This window comes from Streptomyces sp. F001 (assembly GCF_004187715.1).
Taxonomy (GTDB): domain Bacteria; phylum Actinomycetota; class Actinomycetes; order Streptomycetales; family Streptomycetaceae; genus Streptomyces; species Streptomyces flavusporus.
The window spans coordinates 381,569-401,896 of the sequence record NZ_QZWF01000001.1; the positions used below are offsets into that span (position 1 = coordinate 381,569).

At 71.3% G+C, this 20,328-nt stretch carries 8 protein-coding genes and 1 pseudogene; 1 reads left to right on the plus strand and 8 read right to left on the minus strand.

Annotation, left to right across the window (positions count from 1 at the left end; translation table 11 throughout):
* Positions 1 to 12: 12 nt before the first annotated feature.
* A complete protein-coding gene (locus tag StrepF001_RS01820) occupies positions 13 to 597 on the minus strand; it encodes a hypothetical protein (protein ID WP_129796508.1) in 585 nt (194 codons plus the stop codon).
* Positions 598 to 800: 203 nt separating this feature from the next.
* Here StrepF001_RS01820 and StrepF001_RS01825 point away from each other — a divergent pair, with 203 nt between their 5' ends.
* Complete coding sequence (locus tag StrepF001_RS01825) at positions 801 to 1,886, plus strand: sialidase family protein (RefSeq protein ID WP_129796509.1); 1,086 nt, start codon at positions 801 to 803, stop codon at positions 1,884 to 1,886.
* 56 nt (positions 1,887 to 1,942) lie between these two features.
* On the opposite strand, the gene StrepF001_RS01830 is transcribed toward StrepF001_RS01825, so the two are convergent.
* The 7 genes and pseudogenes from StrepF001_RS01830 to StrepF001_RS01860 all read right to left on the minus strand — a co-directional run bounded on the left by StrepF001_RS01830 (position 1,943) and on the right by StrepF001_RS01860 (position 20,304).
* On the minus strand, positions 1,943 to 2,935 hold the full coding sequence (locus StrepF001_RS01830; protein WP_129796510.1) for a methyltransferase: 993 nt from the start codon (positions 2,933 to 2,935) through the stop codon (positions 1,943 to 1,945).
* Positions 2,932 to 3,747, minus strand: a complete 816-nt coding sequence (locus tag StrepF001_RS01835; RefSeq protein WP_129796511.1) for an alpha/beta hydrolase — start codon at positions 3,745 to 3,747, stop codon at positions 2,932 to 2,934. The genes StrepF001_RS01830 and StrepF001_RS01835 overlap by 4 nt, the downstream gene beginning before the upstream one ends.
* Positions 3,744 to 6,977, minus strand: a complete 3,234-nt coding sequence (locus StrepF001_RS01840) for an amino acid adenylation domain-containing protein (RefSeq protein ID WP_165396134.1) — start codon at positions 6,975 to 6,977, stop codon at positions 3,744 to 3,746. Before StrepF001_RS01840 ends, StrepF001_RS01835 begins: the two co-directional genes overlap by 4 nt.
* A 92-nt stretch (positions 6,978 to 7,069) precedes the next feature.
* Positions 7,070 to 7,282, minus strand: coding sequence for an MbtH family protein (locus tag StrepF001_RS01845; protein ID WP_129796513.1), 213 nt, complete (start codon positions 7,280 to 7,282; stop codon positions 7,070 to 7,072).
* 100 nt (positions 7,283 to 7,382) lie between these two features.
* Positions 7,383 to 16,367 (minus strand): non-ribosomal peptide synthetase, encoded by an 8,985-nt coding sequence (locus StrepF001_RS47185; RefSeq protein WP_129796514.1) that lies wholly within the window; start codon positions 16,365 to 16,367, stop codon positions 7,383 to 7,385.
* Positions 16,368 to 16,431: 64 nt separating this feature from the next.
* A pseudogene (locus StrepF001_RS01855) lies at positions 16,432 to 19,269 on the minus strand (amino acid adenylation domain-containing protein); the annotation flags it as partial.
* Between the two features lie 93 nt (positions 19,270 to 19,362).
* Positions 19,363 to 20,304 (minus strand): TauD/TfdA family dioxygenase, encoded by a 942-nt coding sequence (locus tag StrepF001_RS01860; protein WP_129796516.1) that lies wholly within the window; start codon positions 20,302 to 20,304, stop codon positions 19,363 to 19,365.
* Between the last annotated feature and the right edge of the window lie 24 nt (positions 20,305 to 20,328).

A 20,328-nucleotide genomic window follows, 5' to 3' on the forward strand; every position in this document is an offset into this window, starting at 1 on the left:
GTCGCCGCCCCGTCAGCCCGTCCTGCGCCCCCACAGCGGATCGAACCGCGCCCAGTCGAGGTCCCATTGGTCCAGGCGGCGGCGTTCCAGGCGGGCGAGCAGGGCGCGCCCGCCGGTCAACGGCACCACGGCGGCGCTCAGACCCGCGAGGCCGCCGGTCAGCGAGGCCCGCACCCGGGCCTGGGACTCGGAGGCGGGCGCGGTCACCAGGCTGCCCCGGCGGTCCGTCCACACGGTGACCGGCGTGCCGACGGAGCTGCCGGGGCGGACCCGGGCCTGGCCGGTGCGCGAGGAACCGTCCGGCACCGTCCAGCGCACCTCGGCCCACACCCGCTCACCGTTCGACGCGCCGCCCGCCGCGCGCGACGCTCCGGGGACGTCCTTGGTCAGGCTCGCCGTCACAGGCCGCCACTCGGCACGCTCACGAGCGAGCTCCTGTTCCACGGACCGAGCCACCGTCAGGCCGGCGAGCACCCCGCCGAGGACGGTGAGCATCCCGGCGCCGAGCAGAACCCAGGCCTCCACCGTGTCGGCACGTCGCTTGAGCGGGTTGCGCCGCCAGCGCCACAGCCACACCTTCGGACAACGGAACGCCATCGAAGGCTTCCTCCTCGTGAGCGCACGAACATCACCGGCCGCCCTCCCATACGGCGAACGGCTCGCCGATGCTCAGCGCGCGCCTGCGCGGTGACCGGCGACACCCCACTGACCTGCGACGAAGCGATTCCGAGGGTGACTGTCAGTGCCGGGGTGCAGACTGGCCGGTATCTGAGACAAGGACGTCGCGGAGGTGATCGGCAATGACCGAGGTACTGCTCGCCGTGGGCACCCGCAAGGGCCTGTTCATCGGGCGCCGGCGCGGTGGCGCCTGGGAGTTCGACGAGAGTCCCTACTTCAACGCACAGGCCGTGTACTCGGTCGCCATCGACACCCGCGGCGCCACCCCGCGGCTGCTGGCGGGCGGTGACAGCGCGCACTGGGGGCCGTCGGTGTTCCACTCCGACGACCTGGGCCGGACGTGGACCGAACCGGCACAACCGGCCGTCAAGTTCCCGCAGGACACGGGCGCTTCGCTGGAGCGGGTGTGGCAGCTGCACCCGGCGGCCGCGGAGCCGGACGTGGTCTACGCGGGCACGGAACCGGCCGCGCTGTACCGCTCCGAGGACCGCGGGGAGCACTTCGACCTCGTCCGTCCGCTGTGGGAGCACCCCACGCGATCGAAGTGGGTGCCGGGCGGCGGCGGAGAGGGCCTGCACACCGTGATCACCGACCGACGCGATCCGCAGGCGGTCACGGTCGCCGTGTCGACGGCCGGGGTGTTCCGTACGAAGGACGGCGGCGCCAGCTGGACACCGTCCAACTCCGGGGTCTCCGCCGTGTTCCTTCCGGATCCCGACCCGGAGTTCGGTCAGTGCGTGCACAAGATCACGCAGGATGCGTCGACGCCGGACCGGCTGTACCTGCAGAACCACTGGGGGGTGTACCGCAGCGACGACGCCGGTGCGCACTGGACCGACATCGGCAAGGGCCTGCCCTCGACGTTCGGTTTCGCCGCGGCCGCGCATCCCCACCGCGGCGACACCGCGTACGTGTTCCCGATCAACGCGGACTCGGACCGGGTACCCGCCGGCCGGCGCTGCCGGGTCTTCCGCACGGCGGACGCGGGCAGCACGTGGGAGCCGCTCACCGCCGGTCTGCCGCAGGAGGACCACTACGGCACGGTGCTGCGCGACGCCCTGTGCACGGACGACGCGGACCCGGCGGGCGTGTACTTCGGCAACCGGAACGGCGAGTTGTACGCCTCGGCCGACGACGGCGACAGCTGGCGGCAGTTGGCGTCGCATCTGCCGGATGTGCTGTGCGTGCGGGCCGCGGTCCTCGAATGAGCCGGATGCATCGCACGACGGGGGTTCGGCCCTGGCCACCGGCGACCGCCTGCGGGTTACTTCTTGTGCCCGATGACCAGGTGCTTCTCGCCGTTGCCCCGCCGCACTTCGCAGTCGCCGAAGCCGGCCCGTTCCAGCAGTGCGACGAACTCGGCGGCGGTGCGGTGCCGCCCGGCCATCTCGATGTGCATCACCAGGTTCATCGCGGCGGTGGCCAGCGGACCGCTGCGGTCGTCGTCGAAGAGGCGGTCCATGATGAGGACCCGGCCGGGTGTCTCGCACGCGCGGTAGGCCTTCTCCAGCAGCGTGACGCAGGTGTCGTCGTCCCAGTCGGAGAGGATGTACCCGAAGGCGAGGCAGTCACCGGAGGGAAGTTCGTCCGCGAAGAAGTCGCCGCCGAGGAAGTCGAGTCGGTCGGCCACCGGACGTGCCTCGGCATCCTCCCCGACCAGGGGGCCGACCGCCGGCATGTCGAAGACGGTGGCCTGCAGAGCGGGTTCGGCGAGCAGCGCCGCCACGGCGAACGGCCCGGTGGCGCCGCCGACGTCGACGAGGCGCTTCGTCCCGGCCATCCCCGCGAGGGCAGCGAGCTCCTGCGACATGCCGAAGCTGAGGTCCCACATGGCGCGCATGAAGGCCCGCAACGACTCCGCGTCGCGGTACACGTCGTCGAAGGGGGACGCCTCCGTGGCCGGCTTGCCTCCGGTGAGGTAGGTGTCCAGGCGGCCGAGGCGGCCCTGGGTCTCCAGCGTGAGGTGCTCGATGAAGCCGCCCAGATACCGGCTGTTGCCGCGGTCGAGGAACGGCACGGCATCGGAGATCAGGGAGAACTCCCCGCCCGCAGCGCGTTCGACGAGCCCGAGGGACGTCAGGACGAGCAGCATGCGCTCAAGGGTGTCCTGGTCGATGCCGAGGCGCTCGGCGAGGCCCGCCGCGGTGTCCGGACCGTCCTCGATGAGGCACGCGAACACTCCGTGCTTGACGGCCATGTGGAGTACCGGGGTGGAGATGAGTCCGTAGACGGTGTTCTCGAGCGCTGGGGGCATCATCGGCGTTGCTCCTCGATCAGATCGATCTCTTGTACAAGGCGGGCCAGTTCCTGCGGGTGGCTGACGTGCGATGCGTGGCCCGCGCCGGGGATCTCGGCGAACCGGCCGTGCGGCAGCAGCTCGGCGAGCCGGCGCGCCACGTCCCGGTGGTGCGGGGCCGACCGCGATCCGGCGACCACCACGGTGGGGGTGGGGAACGTCAGCGGGTCGAAGCGCGGCAGGTCGACGGTGGGGTCCGTCATCTCGGAGATGAGGGTCACCCCGTCCGCGGCGAGGTCGGACGGCTGTGCGCGCGCCAGGTGCAACCGGCTTGCCGGGCCGAGCAGTTCGGTGAGCAGGGCCCGGGTCGCCTGTTCGGGGCCGCCCTCGGCGGCGGCCCTGCGCACGGTCTGCTCCCAGGGGTCGTCGGCGGGCCACCAGGGCAGCCAGCGCACCGGGGGTTCGACGGCGACGATCCCGGCGACGAGCGACGGGGCGGCGGCCGCGGCGGCCATCGCCACCAGGGCGCCGTAGCTGTGGCCGAGCACGACCGGCGTATCCAGCTCCGCCAGGACCGCGCACAGGTCGTCCACGTGCACCTGGTGGTCGACGTCCGCACCGCCGAGCGAGCGGGACTGGCCCCAGCCGCGCCGGTCGTAGCCGAGCACCGTACGGCCTTGAAGGTGGTCGGTCACCCGGCGGAAGGCGGCGCTGCGGTCCATGGAGCCGTGCACGATCACCACGGGCCGGGCAGCAGGGTCCGCTCCGCCTCCCACGGTGGTGACGGTCGGCCGCGCCCGCTCCGGCCCGGCCTGTATCGCTGTGTCGTTCACTGTGCCTCTCGCCCCTCGCTCACGAGCTGCACCAGTCCGGCCAGGGTCGGCTCGTCGAGCAGTCGCTGTACGTCGATCACCACACCGAAGCGGTCCTCTGCGGCCGCCATGAACTCGGCCATGGCCAGTGAGTCGCCCCCGGCCGAGAAGAAGTCGGTGTCCAGCTTCACCTGGGCCTGCGGCACGCGCAGACACGACGAGAACAGCTGGGCCAGCTCCCATGTGACGCGGGTGGGCCCCCCGTCGGTGCCCCGTACGGGTGCGGCAGGCACCGCGGGCACCGGTGCGGGAGCGATGGCCCCGGCCGAGCCCACGGCCCGGACAGCGCCGTTCCCCGGTGTCGCTGTTTCGTGCTGCTGTCCCACCTTGCCGTTCGTGGTGAGCGGCAGCTGGTCCATGACGGTGAACGTCGCCGGGATCATGCCGCCGTGCAGACGCTCGGCGAGATAGCGGCGTACCTCCGACTCGTCCCAGGAGCCCGGCTGCCTGGGCACGACGAGGGCGTGCAGCCTGTTGTCGCGCTCGACGGCGTGACAGGCTGCGACCCCGGGCGCTTTCTCCAACACGCGCTCCACCTCGTCGAGCTCGACGCGCTGCCCCCGGATCTTTACCTGCCGGTCGCGGCGGCCCACGTACTCCAGGGAGCCGTCCTCCCGCCAGACGCCCAGGTCACCGGTCCGGTACATCAGCCGTCCCGGCCGCCCCGCGAACGGGTCGGGCGCGAAGGAGTCGGCCATGAGGTCGGGGCGGCCGAGATAGCGGCCGACACCGATACCGGCGATGTACAGCTCGCCCGGGCTGCCGACGGGCAGCAACCGCTGTTCGTCGTCCAGGACGTAGACCCGCTTGCCCGCCACCGGACGCCCGATCGGCGGATCGTCCTCACCCACGCACTCGTGCCAGGTGGACCAGATCGCCGCCTCGGCGGGCCCGTAGAGGTTGAGCAGCCTGCGGCCCCGCGCCGTCCAGCGGCCGACCAGGTCGCCGGGCAGCCGCTCGCCCGCGAAGGCCGCGATGCGCAGGTCGGGCAGCGGATCGTGCGGAAGCACCGACCACACCGACGGCGTCATGATGGCGGCGCTGACCCGTCTCTCGCGCAGCAGCCGCAGCAGCGGCGGGCCGGGCGTCAGATGTGCGGCCCGCGCGACGACGAGGGTCGCCCCGCACAGCAGGGCGAGCACGACCTCGGAGATGCAGCCGTCGAAGTTCAGCGACAGGAACTGCAGCACCCGGTCCTGCGGCCGGATCCGGAACACCTTGCGCTGGGCGATGTGCAGGTTCGTCAGCGCCTCGTGGCTGTTGGCGATGGCCTTCGGCCGCCCGGTGGTGCCGCTGGTGAACACGACATAGGCGGTGTTGCCCGGCACGACGCCGGTGATCGGCGGGGCCGAGGCGCGCACTGCCGGGTCCAGAAGGACGACGTCGGCCGGGACGTCCAGGGGCGCGATCCGGGCGGCGGTGACGTCGTCGGCGATGACGAGCCGCGCCGACGTCTGCTCCAGCATGGTCCTCAGTCGCTCGCCGGGGCAGTCGGCGGCGGCAAGCAGGAAGGCGCCGCCGGCCTTGGCCACCGCGAGGACGGCGACGACGAGCTGCACGGAGCGTTCCATGCTGATCGCGACGACCGTCTCGGGCTCCACGCCGAGGTCACGCAGCCGGTGCGCGGCCCCGTTGGCCAGCGCGTCGATCTCCGCGTACGAGTAGGCGACACCCTCGTCCTCGACCGCTGTGCTGTCCGGCGCCAGTCGGGCCCGCTCCTCGAAGAGCAGCTGCCAGCAGATCTGGGCGGCACCGTCGTCGGCGCCGGTGTCGTTCCACTCGGCGACGATCTGGTGCCGTTCGAGATCGCTGACCGTCTTCGCCACCGGCACCGCTTCGGCCGCTTCGGCTGCGGGCGGAAGACCGGCCGACGGGCCGTCCTGCGCCACGGAGTCGGGCGTGCAGCCGACGAGCACCAGGGCGCGGCGCCGGGAGCGGGTGTTGCAGTGCGGCCCCCACTCCACCGGGTCCGACTCCACCGGGGAGAGCCCGAACTCCTGGTAGCGGTCGATGAAGCCGAGGATCGCCCAGCGCGCCAGGCGTTCGGCGAACGGCGCGCCCAGGCAGTAGTGCGCGCCGGAGCCGAACCCGAGGTGGCGGCCCTCGCTGCGCGCGATGTCGAAGGCGGTGGGGTCGGTGAACTTGCGGGGGTCGAGGTTCGCCGCGGCGAGCAGGATGAGGACTCCGTCCCCGGCCGTCAGCTGCACCCCGCCGATCTCGATGTCGCGGACGGCGTGCCGCCCCACGTACTGGCTCGACCCGTCGATGCGCATCACCTCGGCCACGGCGGAGTCGACCAGCGAGGGGTCCTGACGCAGCCGCCGCAGCTGCTCCGGGTGCTCGGCGAGCAGCAGCAGTCCGGTGGAGACGAGGTGCGTCAGCGTCTGGTAGCCGCCGGCGACCAACACCATCGCGTTGGCGGCGACGAGCTGGAGGAGCTCGGCGGGCGGTTCGCCCGACGGTCCGGCGTCGAAGTCGTCCCGCAGGGCCGTGGCCAGTGTGGTGACGAGGTCGTCGCCCGGCGCGGCGAGGCGTTCGGCGGCCAGTCGGCGCAGGCCGTCGAGCGCCTCGTCGAGGAGTGGGATCGTCTCCAGGTCGGCCCGGCTGGGAAAAGTGGAGACGCTGCTGAGCAGCCGCTCGTAGGAGTCGGCCCACTCGGTGAGTTCGGCGCCGCGGCCCGTCATACCGAGCAGATACGTCATCAGGTGCTCGGGCAGCCGCTCCGCGAAGTCCCGTACCAGATCAATGGTTCCGGCCTCGGGCAGCGTGTCCAGCACCTCGTCGGCGATCTTCCGCAGGGCCGGGTCGTGCCGGCGCAGGCTGGCCGGTGAGAACTCGCCGCGCAGGGCGTTCCTGATCCGGGTGTGCTCGGGCGGATCGTTGAACAGGAACTGGGCGGACAGCATCTCGGCGGTCGGCGCGATGCTGCTCATGCCGCGCGCCGCCAGGTCGGCCGGGGCGTGGTGGCGGGCGGACGAGAACGCCCGGTGGTTGGCGAGGATCTCGACCGACTCGGCATACCTGGAGCAGACCCAGACACCTCCGACCTCGTCGTAGAAGACAGGCGGAAGCTCCGAAATCGCCTCCCAGTAGTTCCGGGGGTCGGCTATGACCTCGGCGCGGCGCAGATTGTGGATGCCGTGCCGCGCACGGTCGTAGCCGGCAGCGGCACGGGCGGTCGGGGACCCCACGCTCTTTCCATCTCCTTGTCCTTGGGTGTCATCATCTGCCCTTCCTCGAGGGAAGGCCGGTTCACACGGACATGCCTGCCTTCCCCCGGTGGTCAGTTGCTCGCCATGCGCTGCGCAAGGCTGCGCGGGCGCATGTCGGTCCAGTTCTCCTCGATGAAACGCAGGCATGCCTCGCGCGTGTCGCTGGGGTGCGCGACGGTCCAGCCCGCGGGCACGTCCACGGCGACCGGCCAGAGCGAGTGCTGGTTCTCGTCGTTGACGAGCACCATGTACGCGGCGTCCGGGTTCTCGAAGGGGTTCGTCATGTCCTGGCTCCTTGGTGGATGGGTGCTTGCTTATGGGTGCTTGCTTATGGGTGCTTGCTTATGGGTGCTTGCTTATGGGTGCTTGCTTATGGGTGCTTGTTCATGGGTGCTTGTTCTGGCTGCGGACCCGGTTCCGGAGCCGGGCCTCGTACACGTTCGCCGACCCCTGCTCCAGGGCGTGGGAGACGGCCTTCCCCACCACCTCCAGGATGTGAGGCATCAACATGTCGTCGTGGCGGCACGGGACGCGGTGCTCGTCGATCCGGCCGGTGACGTGTGCCGTCCAGGCCTGACGTCCCTTGTCGGGGACGGTCTGTGCCCCGTCCCGGCCCAGTGCCGCGGTCAGCAGGAGCAGGTCGCCGCGGAACACACCGGGTGTGAACGCGGCGCCGATGCCGGCGTTGTGCCGCAGTGTGTGCGCAAAGGTGCGAAGGTCGTCCGCCGTCAGGTTCGCCATCACCGCGCCGACTTGCTGGAAGAACTCGCTCAGGGCCGTCGGGGTCAGCTGCTCGTCGGCACCGACGGTGCTGATGGTGTTCGGGTCGTATCCGGCATTCGCTGCGATCATCCTGAGCATGCTGTCCTCGTCCGCGGGTACGGCCTCGTCGCCGTCCTCCGCCGCGGCCGGGAAGGCGTCAAGGAGCGCCAGGAGCGCGATCTCCTCGCCCTGCTCCTGGAGTTGAGTGGCCATCTCGAAGGCGACCAGGCCGCCGAACGACCACCCCACGATGTGGTACGGCCCGCTGGGCTGCACGGAGCGCAGCTGTTCGACGTAGTCCGCCGCCATCGCCGCGAGCGTGGCCGGGGGTTCCGCGCCCTGCAGCAGGGTGCGGGCCTGGAGGCCGTAGAGCGGGTGGCCCGGCGGCAGGTGGTCCTTGAGGTGGTAGTAGCCCCAGCTGTGTCCACCCGCCGGATGGACGCAGAAGATCGGGGCCCGTTCCCCTTCCAGGTGCAGCGGCAGCAGGACGTCGCCCTGCGTCTTCGCCGCCCCGCGCAGCCGCTCGGCAAGCCCGGCCACGGTGGGCGCCTCGAAGAAGTCCCTGGGCCGCAACTGCGCACCCAGCGCGGCACGGATCCGCCCGATCAGGCGCATGGCCAGCAGCGAGTGCCCGCCGAGGGCGAAGAAGCTGTCGTCGCTGCCGACCCGGGCGACGTCCAGGCCGAGGACTTCGGCGAAGAGGCCGGCGATGATCCGCTCGTGCGGGGTGCTGGGGGCCCGGGTGGGGATGGCGCCGGCGTGGTCGGGCGCGGGCAGCACCTTGCGGTCCAGCTTCCCGTTGGGCGTCAACGGCAGCTCGGCGAGCCCGACAACGGCCGTGGGCACCATGTACTCGGGCAGACGCCGGCCCAACCGGTCCCGTACTTCCTGCTGGTCGAGGACCGCTCCCTCCTCGACCACCGTGTACCCCACCAGGCGGTGGTCCCCGGGCCGGTCCTCACGGATCACGACGGCGGCGTTCACGACACCCGGACACGCCATCAACGCGGCCTCGACTTCCCCCAGTTCGATACGGAAGCCCCGCAACTTCACCTGATCGTCGGCGCGGCCCAGGAAGCGCAGGGTGCCATCGCCGTTCCAGCACGCCCGGTCACCGGTCCGATACATGCGCGCACCAGCTGGGCCGTACGGATCGGCGGTGAACCGCTCCGCGGTCAGCCCCGGCCGGTTCAGATAACCCCGGGCCAGCCCCGCCCCCGCGATGTACAGCTCACCGGGCACTCCCGGCGCCACCGGACGCAGCCCCTCGTCCAGCACGTACACCCGTGTGTTCGCGATCGGCCGGCCGATCGACGGAGCAGCTCCATCACCGGCACGGTCCAGGTCGACAGCCGTCGACCAGATGGTCGTCTCGGTGGGGCCGTACACATTGGTCACCGACCGGCCGAGCCCGCGGAGGGTCTCCGCCAGGGGCGCGGAGACCGCCTCACCGCCCACCAGCACACGACGCAGCCCCAGTCCCGTCGCGCCGGATGCCGCCGCCAGCTCCCGCCACAGCGAAGGCGTCGCCTGGACGACGGTGACCGAGGCGTCGGCGATCAGCTCGACCATGGCGAGCGGATCGTTCGCCACCGTGGCTCCGGGCAGGACGATCACCGCGCCGCACAGGAGCGGCAGGTAGATCTCGAGCCCGGCGATGTCGAACGCGATCGTCGTCACGGACAGGAACCGGTCACCCTCCCGGACACCGACCCGGCTCTTCATGTCCTCCATGAAGTTGGCCAGCGCTTGGTGCGGGACGGTGACGCCCTTGGGGGTGCCGGTGGAGCCCGAGGTGTAGATGACGTACGCCGGGTGGGCCGGGTCGGGTGCGGTGGCCGGGTCGGTGATGTCGAGCCCGGCCAACTGGTCCTGGAGGGTGGGGTCGTCGAGGAGGACGGTCGGGGTGTCCTCGGGCCAGAGGGCGGAGGTGGTGTGGGTCAGGACGAGGGTGGGACGGGCGTCCTCGGCCATGAACCGGATCCGCTTCACCGGATACCCGGTGTCGATGGGCAGATACGCCGCCCCCGCCTTGAGCACCGCGAGCAGCGCGACCACCAGTTCCGGTGAGCGGGGCAGGGCGAGGGCGACGATGTGCTCAGGGCCCACGCCGTGCTCGGTCAGCAGCCGGGCCAGCCGGTTGGCGCGGGCGTTGAGGTCCGCGTACGTGACGTGGGTACCGTCGGCGATCAGGGCGGTGGCCTCCGGCGTGGCGCGGGCCTGGGCCTGGAACAGCTCCGGAACCGTGCCGGACACAACCGGCGTGGCGGTGTCGTTCCACTCCTCGAGCACCCGATGCCGCTCACCCTCGGAGAGCACGTCGACCGAAGCAACGCGCTGACCGGGATCCTCCGCGACCGTGCGCAGCACCCGCAGCAACCGCTCCACCAGCGCAGTCACCGTGTCCTGCTCGAACAGATCAGTGCGGTAGGTGAGGGAGCCGACGATCCCGTGCGGGGTACCGTCCTCGCCCTGTCGCTCGGCCAGGCTCAGAGCCAGGTCCGTACGCGCCGCGCTCACGGCTGCGGGCTGCACTGAGATCTGCGCTCCCGCGAACTCCAGTGCCGCACGCGGTGTGTTGTTGAAGGCCAGGGTGACCTGGAAGAGGGGGTGGTGGGCGAGGGATCGGGTCGGGTTGACCGCTTCGACCAGGCTCTCGAAGGGGATGTCCTGGTGGGCGTACGCGTTGAGGTTCGTCTCGCGGACGCGGTCGAGGAGTTCGGTGAAGGTGGGGTCGCCGGACAGGTCGGTGCGCAGCACCAGGGTGTTGACGAAGAAGCCGACCAGGTCGTCGAGTTCCTCCTCACCGCGGCCGGCGACCGGCGTGCCGATGGGGATGTCCGTCCCCGCCCCGAGACGGTGCAGGAGCACACCCAGGGCGGCCTGCAGCACCATGAACACCGTTGTCTGGCTGGAGCGGGCCAGGGAAGTAAGGGCCTGGTGCAGCTCGGCGTCGACCTGCACCGGTAGGGATGCGCCGTCGTATCCGGCCTGCTCCGGGTAGGGGCGGTCGGTGGGCAGTTCGAGGCGCTCCGGCAGCCCGGCCAGGGCCTTTCGCCAATAGTCGAGCTGGGTGGCCAGCACACTGTCCGGGTCGTTCTCGTCACCGAGCAATTCGCGCTGCCACAGCGTGTAGTCGGCGTACTGGACCGGCAACGGCTCCCACACCGGAGCCCGGCCCGCACACCGCGCCGTATAAGCCGTGCTCAGATCACGAGCCAGCGGACCCATCGACCAGCCGTCCCCGGCAATGTGATGGATCACCAGGACCAGCACATGCTCGTCCACAGCATCATCGACGGTGAACAGGGCCGCGCGGACGGGCAGTTCGGTCGCCAGGTCGAACGCATACCGCACCGCACGGTCCACCGCACCGGCCAGCTCCGCCTCAGCGACCGTCTCGACCTCCAGCACCGGCCGCGCCCCGGCGGCCGGACGGATGTCCTGATACGGCCGGCCGTCCACATCGGGGAAGACGGTCCGCAGCGCCTCGTGCCGCGCCACCACGTCATCGAGTGCGGTGCGCAGCGCCTGCGCGTCCAGCACACCCGACAGACGCAACACCACCGGCACGTTGTACGTCGGGCTCGGCCCCTCGAACCGGTACAGGAACCACAACCGACGCTGGGCGAAGGACAGCGGCATCGGTTGCGGCCGCACGCCTGCCGTCAGGACCGGCCGGCCGGCCGGGTCGGACGCGGCGTCCAGGACACCGGCCACAGCGGCGACTGTGGGGGCCGAGAACAGATCCCGGATTGCCAGGTCCACCCCGAGCACCGCGCGGATCCGGCCGATCAGACGCATCGCCAGCAGCGAATGCCCGCCCAGATCGAAGAACCCGTCGTCCACGCCGACCTGGTCGAGGCCGAGGACTTCGGCGAAAAGTCCGGCGAGGATCTCTTCGCGCGCATCTCGCGGGGCCTGCGGCAATCCAGTCGCAGCGCTGTAGTCGGGTGCGGGCAGCGCCTTGCGGTCGAGTTTGCTGTTGGGTGTCAGCGGCAGTGCGTCCACGACCACCACGGCCGCGGGCACCATGTACTCCGGCAGCCGCTCAGCGAGCCGGCCCCGAATCACGGCCTGCTCCACGTCGCCGTCGGGCACGACATAGCCGACCAGGCGCCGGTCGCCGGGCCGGTCCTCGCGGATCACCGCCACGGCGCCGGCCACGCCCGGACACGACGTCAACGCAGCCTCGACCTCGCCGAGTTCGATCCGGAAGCCCCGCAGCTTCACCTGGTCGTCGGCGCGGCCCAGGAACTGCAGCGTGCCGTTCGTGTTCCACCGCACCAGGTCCCCTGTGCGGTACATCCGCGACCCGGCAGGCCCGTACGGATCGGCTACGAACCGCTCCGCGGTCAGCCCCGGCCGGTTCAGATAGCCCCGCGCGACACCGGCTCCCGCCACGTACAACTCACCGGGCACCCCCGGCGGCACCGGAGACAGCCCCCCGTCCAGGACGTACACCCGCACGTTCCCGATCGGACGGCCGATCGGCGGGACGTCCGCCCCGGACAACGGCTCGCTCATGGTCGCGCAGACCGTCGCCTCCGTCGGCCCGTACGCGTTGACCATCCGCCGTCCCGCGGACCAGCGGGCGGCAACATCCGGACCGCAGGCCTCGCCGCCCACGACCACCGTCATCGACGCCGGAACCCGCGCCACGTCCAGCAACGGCAACGCGGACGGCGGCACCATGCAGTACGTGACCCCCGCATCACACAGCACCCTCGTCAGCGCGGCACCGGGAGCCAGCTCCTCCACACCGGCCACCACCAGCGCCGCGCCCGACAGCAACGCCAGACTCCAGTCCCACGTCGCCGCGTCGAAACTCGGCGACGCGAACTGCAACACCCGGCCGCCCCGGCCCACTCCGAGTCGTGGCCCCGACGCCGCCACCAGACTGACCAGTCCGGCGTGCGCCACCACCACGCCCTTGGGCACACCTGTCGACCCGGACGTGTAGATCACGTACGAGGGGTGCTCAGTACGCAGCGCACCCAGCCGGTCGGCATCCGCCAGATCAGCCCCCGACAAGCCCGCAAGGCGGCCTTCGACCTCCGGATCGTCCAGGGCGACAACGGCACGCTCACCCACGGATTCGGGGACGAGTCCGGCCGTGGACATATCGGTGAGGACGGCCGTCGGCCGGGAGTCCTCCAGCATGAAGCGCACGCGCTCCACCGGATACTCCACGTCCACCGGCAGATACGCCGCTCCCGCCTTCCACACCGCAAGCACCGCGACGATGAGCTCCGGTGACCGCGGCAGCGCCAGAGCCACCAACTGCTCCGGACCCACACCCCGTTCGACCAGCAGCCGTGCCACACGGTTCGCCCGCGCGTTCAACTCGCCGTACGTGTACACGGCGCTGCCGTCCCCCGACACCACCGCCACCGCGTCCGGCGCCTCGGCCACCCGTGCCTCGAACACACCCGGCGCCGTGCCCTCCGGCACCTCCGCCACCGGGCCACGGCCCCACTCCCCCACCACACGCTCACGCTCGGCGGAAGCCAGCAGGCTCGCCGCGCCGACCCGCTGCCCGGCATCCTCGGCCACCGCGCTCAGGAGCCGTACGAAGCGGTCGAGGAGCGCGTCCGCGTCCGGCCGGGTGTACCTGTCCGTGCGGTAGTCGAGACGCAGCCGGAGCTGGGGGCCGGGGACGACGACGAGGTTCAGCGGGTAGTGAGCGCCGTCGTAGCCCGTGGCTCCGGTGACCCGCAGACCGGGGGTCTCGTCGACAGGCTGAGCAGTGCGGTCGACCAGGTAGTTCTCGAAGGCGACGACGGTGTCGAACAGGTTGCCCGGACCGGCTGCCCGCTGGGTCTCCGTCAGAGCCAGGTGCTGGTGGGGCAGCAGGGCGCCCTGTTCGGCCTGGACGCGTGCGGCGAGGTCCGCCCACGTGTCCGCGGCGTCCATCCGCACCCGGACCGGCACGGTGTTGATGAACAGGCCGATCATGTTCTCGATACCGGGGATCTCAGGCGACCGTCCCGAGACCACGGCACCGAAGACCACGTCGTCCTGGCCGGTCATCCGGCCGAGGAGCACACCCCAGGCGCACTGCATCAGCGTGTTGAGGGTCACGCCGGCGCGGCGTGCCTGGGCGTCGAGTGCCGCCGTCGTGTCCGCGTCCAGGTGGGACACCAACCGCTCGGGCAGGGGCGCGGGCCCCGGTTCCTGCGAAGGTGCGGCCGCCAGATACGTCGGTTCGGCCCCTGCCATCGCCTGGGCCCAGGCATCGAGCGCCGTCGTCCGGTCACGCTCCGTGAGCCAGGTCAGGTAGTCGCGGTAAGGCGTCGTTCCTGGCAGGGCGGAGTCGTCCTCTCCGGATGCGTAGATCCGGTACAGCGCGAGGAGCTCATTGATGTGGAGGGTCGAGGACCAGCCGTCCGTGAGGATGTGGTGCTGGGTGATGACCAGGCAGTGGCGTTCTTCGCCCAGGCGCACCAGAGCGAACCGCATGAGCGGTGGCTGCGCCAGGTCGAAGCGTCGTGCCCGCTCGTCGGCCAGGAAGGCGTCCAGTGCGGCATCGGCGTCGGGGCGTGCGGACAGGTCGACGTCCTGCCAGGGGAGCTGCGTTCCGTCCTCGATGATCTGAACCGGTCGGTCCAGAGCCTCGTGGCGGAATGCCGCTCGCAGGTTGGGGTGGCGTTTCAGCATGCGCTGTCCCGCTGCCCGCAGGGCCTTGCCGTCCACGGAGCCGTCGAGGTGCAGTGCCATCTGGACGGTGTAGACGTCGGGGCCCGCGCTGTCGGCGAGTGCGTGGAAGAGCATCCCTTCCTGCAGTGGCGACAGCGGCCAGACGTCGGCCAGTTCCGGGTAGTGGTCCTCGAGTTGGGCGATCTGCTGGTGGGTGAGGTCGACGAGATCGAGGTCGCTGGGGGTCCGGCCCGCGGGTGCGGGGCTTTCGGCGTGTGTTCCGAGGGCGCCGAGCGCGGCCAGCCAGGCCTCGGCGAGGCCCTGGACACAGTCGCGGGTGAAGCGGGTCTCGGGCCACTTGAAGGTGGCACTCAGTTCGGAGCCGTCGGAAGAGTCGACGGTGACGGCGTTGATCTCCAACGGGTGCGGCGCCTGCATGCGAGGGTCGAGGCCACCGAGCAACGGGTTGCCGGGCACCTGCTGCCAGTCCGCGGTCGTGGTGTCGGCGCCCGGCACGGTGAAGCGGCCGAGGTAGTTGAAGGCGACCTGGGGGCGTGCGAGTGGGGCGAGGACGGGGGCGGTCTCCGGGTTGAGGTGGCGCAGCAGTCCATAGGCGAACCCCTTGTCGGGGACGGCGCGGAGCTGCTCCTTGACCTGTTGCAGCGCGCGGCCGACCGCGGGCCCGCCGGTGCGGAGGTCGGCGGCCGGTACGGTTCCCGGGTCGAGCCGGACCGGCGCCATGCTGGTGAACCAGCCGACGGTACGGGCGGTGTCGGCGCCGGGGAAGGCGTCCTGGCGGCCGTGTCCCTCCAGGTCGATGAGGGTGGCGGTGTGCCGGGGATCGTTGCGCCAGGCGGCGAGGGCGACGGCGAGCCCGGTCAGGAGCACTTCGTCGGTGGTGGAGTGCAGCGTGGTGGGCACACGGGTCAGCAGGGCCTCGGTGAGCTCGGCCGGGACGGTGACGCGCAGCGAGGCCAGGGTGTCGGCGGTGTCAGGCGACGCGGGCCGTTCGTCGGCGGTGTCACGCGCGGGCCGGTCGGCGGCGTCCTGCGTGCCGAGGCGCGGTTCGGGCGGGGACAGCATCTCGGTCCACTGCGGCAGCGACGCGGTGCAGTGGGGCTCCCGGGCCAGCTCCGTGAGCCTGCGAGCCCAGTGCCGGAACGACGTGCCGACCGGCGCCAGCTCCGGTGCATTCCCGGCGAGTACGGCCGCGCCCGCGGCGGCGAGGTCGGGCAGGAGGATCCGCCAGGAGACGCCGTCCACCACCAGGTGGTGGATCGTCAGCAGCAGTCGGCCCGGCTCCTCGGAGCCGTTGTCGAACCAGACGGCCTGCAGCATGACCCCGTCGTGGGGGGCGAGCCGGTCTCGTGCCTGCTCCGCGTGGTGGACGAGGAGTTCACGCCGACACTTGTCGTCGAGACCGGCGGTCACCACCTGGGTGAGGTGCGGCTCGACCGGCGCCGCACCGGCCGGCGGGACGTGGAGCGCCCAGTCGGCGTGGACGGTGTCGTCGTCGGAGGCCCGTCGTACGAGGCGGGCCCGCAGCATGTCGTGGTGGTCGACGAGCGCCTGCAGTACGTCGCTGAGCTGTGCGCGGCTGATGCCGCCGGGCACCTGCACCAGCATGGACTGGTGAAAGGCGTCGAAGGGGTGGCCGGGCTCGAGGAGCCAGTGCATGACGGGCGTGAGCGGCACCAGGCCGGTGCCGTCGTCCGCTTCCGATGCGCTGGCGCCGTCCGCCAACGGCTGCGCCCTGCGGGCCAGTGCCTCGGGTGTCTGGTGCTGGAAGATGTCGCGGGGGGAGAGGTCGAGGCCGCGTTCGCGGGCGCGGCTGACCAGCACGATGGAGCTGATGCTGTCGCCCCCCAGGGCGAAGAAGCCGTCGTCGACGCCGACATGGGCGGGGTCCAGGCCGAGGACGTCGGCGAAGAGGGTGGTGAGGGTCTTCTCCTGCGGGGTGCTGGGCACGGGTGGGGGTGGTGCTGGTGTAGTCGGGTGCGGGCAGCGCCTTGCGGTCGAGCTTGCCGTGGGGGGTCAGCGGCAACGTGTCCAGGACCACGACGGCCGTGGGCACCATGTACTCGGGCAGCCGCGCGGCTACGGCCTTCTTCACCTGGCTCACATCGACGAGACCGTCGGGTACGACGTAGCCGACCAGGCGCCGGTCGCCGGGCCGGTCCTCCCGGATGACGGCGGCGGCACCGGCCACGCCCGGGCACGACGTCAACGCGGCCTCGATCTCGCCGAGTTCGATGCGGAAGCCGCGGAGTTTGACCTGGTCGTCGGCACGGCCCAGGAACTGCAGCGTGCCGTTGCTGTTCCAGCGCACCAGGTCTCCGGTGCGGTACATGCGCGAGCCGGCCGGTCCGTAGGGGTCGGCGACGAACCGTTCCGCGGTCAGCCCCGGCCGGTTGAGATAGCCGCGGGCGACACCGACCCCGGCCACGTACAACTCACCGGGCACCCCCGGCGGTACCGGAGACAGGCCCCCGTCCAGGACGTACACCCGCACGTTCGCGATCGGACGGCCGATCGGCGGCACCACGGCACCCGACAACGACTCGCTCAACGTCGCGCACACCGTTGTCTCCGACGGACCGTACGCGTTGAACATCCGCCGCCCCGCGGACCAGCGTTCCACGATCTCCGGACCGCAGGCCTCACCGCCGACGATCAGTGTCAGCGTGCCCGGCAGATCCTCCTCGGACATCACCCGCAGCACCGACGGCACCAGCGTGCAGTGCGTGATCTTCTCGTCCCTGAGCAGAGCGAGGAGGTCGGGCCCGGGCGTGAGCCGGTCCGCGTCGGCGAGGACGAGTGCGCCGCCCGTCAGCAGGGCCGTGAAGAACTCCGACGCGGCGGCGTCGAAGCTGGGCGACAGGAACTGCAGCACCCGGGAGCCGGCACCGATCCCCCACTGCTCGCTCTGCGCGAGCGCAAAGTTGGCAAGGCCACGGTGCGGGACGGCCACGCCCTTGGGGGTGCCGGTGGAGCCCGAGGTGTAGATGACGTACGCCGGGTGGGCGAGGTCCAGGGCAGTGCCCCGGTCGGCGTCGGTGAGATCGGACGCGTCCAGGCCGACGAGGCGCTCCTGGACCGCGGGGTCGTCGAGGACGAGGACGGCCGCGCCGTCCTGCTCCGACAGGAGTTCACCGGCGCTGGAGTGCGCCAGGACGAGGCTGGGCCGGGCGTCCCGCAGCATGAAGCGGATGCGGTCGACCGGGTAGGTCGTGTCCAGCGGCAGATAGGCGGCGCCCGCCTTGAGTACGGCGAGCAGCGCGGCGATCAGGTCCGGGGACCGGGGGATGGCCAGGGCCACGATCTGCTCGGGGCCGACGCCCTGCTCGACCAGGAGCCGGGCCATTCGGTTGGCGCGGGCGTTGAGGTCTGCGTACGAGATGTGGACGCCCTCGGCGATGAGCGCGCTCGTGTCGGGTGCGGCCGTTGCGCGTGCCTGGAACAGTTCGGCTGCGGTACCGGCCGGCAGGGGCGTGGCGGTGTCGTTCCACTCGTGGAGGACCAGGCGCCGCTCGTCGTCCGACAGCAGGTCGAACGACCCCAGGCGCCGCTCCGGGTCGGCGGCGGCGCTCTGGAGGATGCAGATCAGCCGCTCGGCCATGGCGGTGACCGTGCCGTGGTCGAACAGGTCGGTGCGGTAGGAGATCACGCCGCTGATCCCGCCGGTGGCGCCGCCGTCGTCGTGCTGTTCGGCGAGGCTGACGGACAGGTCCATCCGGGCGGCCTGGAGGCGGACGGGCTGGGGGGTGGCCGTCAGCCCGCCGAAGTCCGGTGCGGTACGCGGTGTGTTGTTGAAGGCCAGGGTGACCTGGAAGAGGGGGTGGTGGGCGAGGGATCGGGTCGGGTTGACCGCTTCGACCAGGCTCTCGAAGGGGATGTCCTGGTGGGCGTACGCGTTGAGGTTCGTCTCGCGGACGCGGTCGAGGAGTTCGGTGAAGGTGGGGTCGCCGGACAGGTCGGTGCGCAGGACGAGGGTGTTGACGAAGAAGCCGACCAGGTCGTCGAGTTCCTCCTCACCGCGGCCGGCGACCGGCGTGCCGATGGGGATGTCCGTCCCCGCGCCGAGACGGTGCAGCAGCACGCCCAGGGCGGCCTGCAACACCATGAACACCGTCGTGTGCCGCGACCGCGCAAGCCCGGTCAGCGCGCGGTGCAGTTCGGCGTCGATGTGCACCGGGACGGCACCGCCCTCGGTCCCGGCCTGCTCCGGGTAGGGGCGGTCGGTGGGCAGCTCGAGGCGCTCCGGCAGCCCGGCCAGGGTGTCCTTCCAGTAGCCGAGCTGCGTGGCGAGCAGGCTCGCCGGATCATCCTCTTCCCCGAGCAGCTCGCGCTGCCACAGGGTGTAGTCGGCGTACTGGACCGGCAACGGCTCCCATACCGGAGCCCGGCCCGCACACCGCGCCGTATAAGCCGTGCTCAGATCACGAGCCAGCGGACCCATCGACCAGCCGTCCCCGGCAATGTGATGGATCACCAGGACCAGCACATGCTCGTGCTCGTCGACGGTGAACAGCGATGCCCTCAGAGGCAGTTCGGTCGCCAGGTCGAACGCATACCGCACCGCACGGTCCACCGCACCGGCCAGCTCCGCCTCAGCGACCGTCTCGACCTCCAGCACCGGCCGCGCCCCGGCGGCCGGACGGATGTCCTGATACGGCCGGCCGTCCACATCGGGGAAGACGGTCCGCAGCGCCTCGTGCCGCGCCACCACGTCATCGAGTGCGGTGCGCAGCGCCTGCGCGTCCAGCGCACCCGACAGACGCAACACCACCGGCACGTTGTACGTGGGGCTGGGCCCCTCCAGCCGGTACAGGAACCACAACCGACGCTGCGCAAACGACAACGGCACCATGTGTTCTCGCGTTCCCCTCTGTCACAGCAGCAGCTCCAGCGCCGGTATGTCCCCGCGCGATGTCTCTCCGGATCCTGATCCGGAAGGCTCAGGTCACCCGGACATGGCCACCAGGACGCGGCGCGGGCCGGTGTACGGACGGCGGCCGTGCGCCACGGCCACGTTGTCGATCAGCAGCAGATCGCCGTCGTACCAGTCCACGTTCACGGCCGCGTCCAGGCCGTTGTCCCGGACGTGTGCCACGTACTCGTCGGGAATGGGCGTGCCGTCGGCGAAGGTCACCGACTGCGGCAGTTCGTCCTGAGGCATCAGCTCGGAGAGCATCGCCGCGGTGTCGGCGTCGAGACCGGCGAGGTGCCACTGGTCGAACTGGTTGAACCAGACCTCGTCGTCGGTGACCGGATGCCGGACGGTGGCCGGGCGCAGCTGCGTCAGCCGGATGCCGCCGTCCGCCTTCCACTCCCAGGTGACGTCGGCGTCCGCGAGATGCGCCTCGACTTCGCCCTTGTCGGAGGTCTCGAAGGTGTCCTGCCAGCTCCTGCCGAAACCGGCTCCGCTGTGCAGGTTCTGCGTGTAGCGGATCCCCTTGCTGAAGGCGGCCCTGACCTCGTCGTCCAGCGAGTTCAGCCACACCGTGCCGTCGACTACCGGGGTGGCGCCCCCGGTAGTGGGCCGGCGCTCGCAGTAGAAGGCGAGCCGGGACGGCCAACGGCGGGCGTAGGAGAGCTCGTTGTGCATCGAGATGGTGAACTCGGCCGGGTACTCGGTCGAGGTGTAGACGTTGCTGCCGACCTTGGTGCGGGGCGAGTTGCCGTGGATGTAGGAGAGGCGGTTCGGCAGCAGCAGGTCGAGCGCCGAGTCGACCTGCTCCTTCGAGGTGCCGAAGCCGCGGAAGACGAGGGCCTTCTTCGCCAGCAGCAGCTCCTGCGTCTTTGCCGTGTCGCTGATCGCCGCCAGCAGACCCTCATGGTTCGCCACCACCCCGGCGGTGTCCGGCGTCACCACATGAGGCGTCCAGTCGCTCGACTCGCTCACGCCATTTCTCCTCTGTTCCCTGTG

Excerpts from the sequence above, each read along its gene's own strand:
- StrepF001_RS01820 (WP_129796508.1), bottom strand. The coding sequence starts at position 597 with ATGGCGTTCCGTTGTCCGAAGGTGTGGCTGTGGCGCTGGCGGCGCAAC.
- StrepF001_RS01825 (WP_129796509.1), top strand. The coding sequence starts at position 801 with ATGACCGAGGTACTGCTCGCCGTGGGCACCCGCAAGGGCCTGTTCATC.
- StrepF001_RS01830 (WP_129796510.1), bottom strand. The coding sequence starts at position 2,935 with ATGATGCCCCCAGCGCTCGAGAACACCGTCTACGGACTCATCTCCACC.
- StrepF001_RS01845 (WP_129796513.1), bottom strand. The coding sequence starts at position 7,282 with ATGACGAACCCCTTCGAGAACCCGGACGCCGCGTACATGGTGCTCGTC.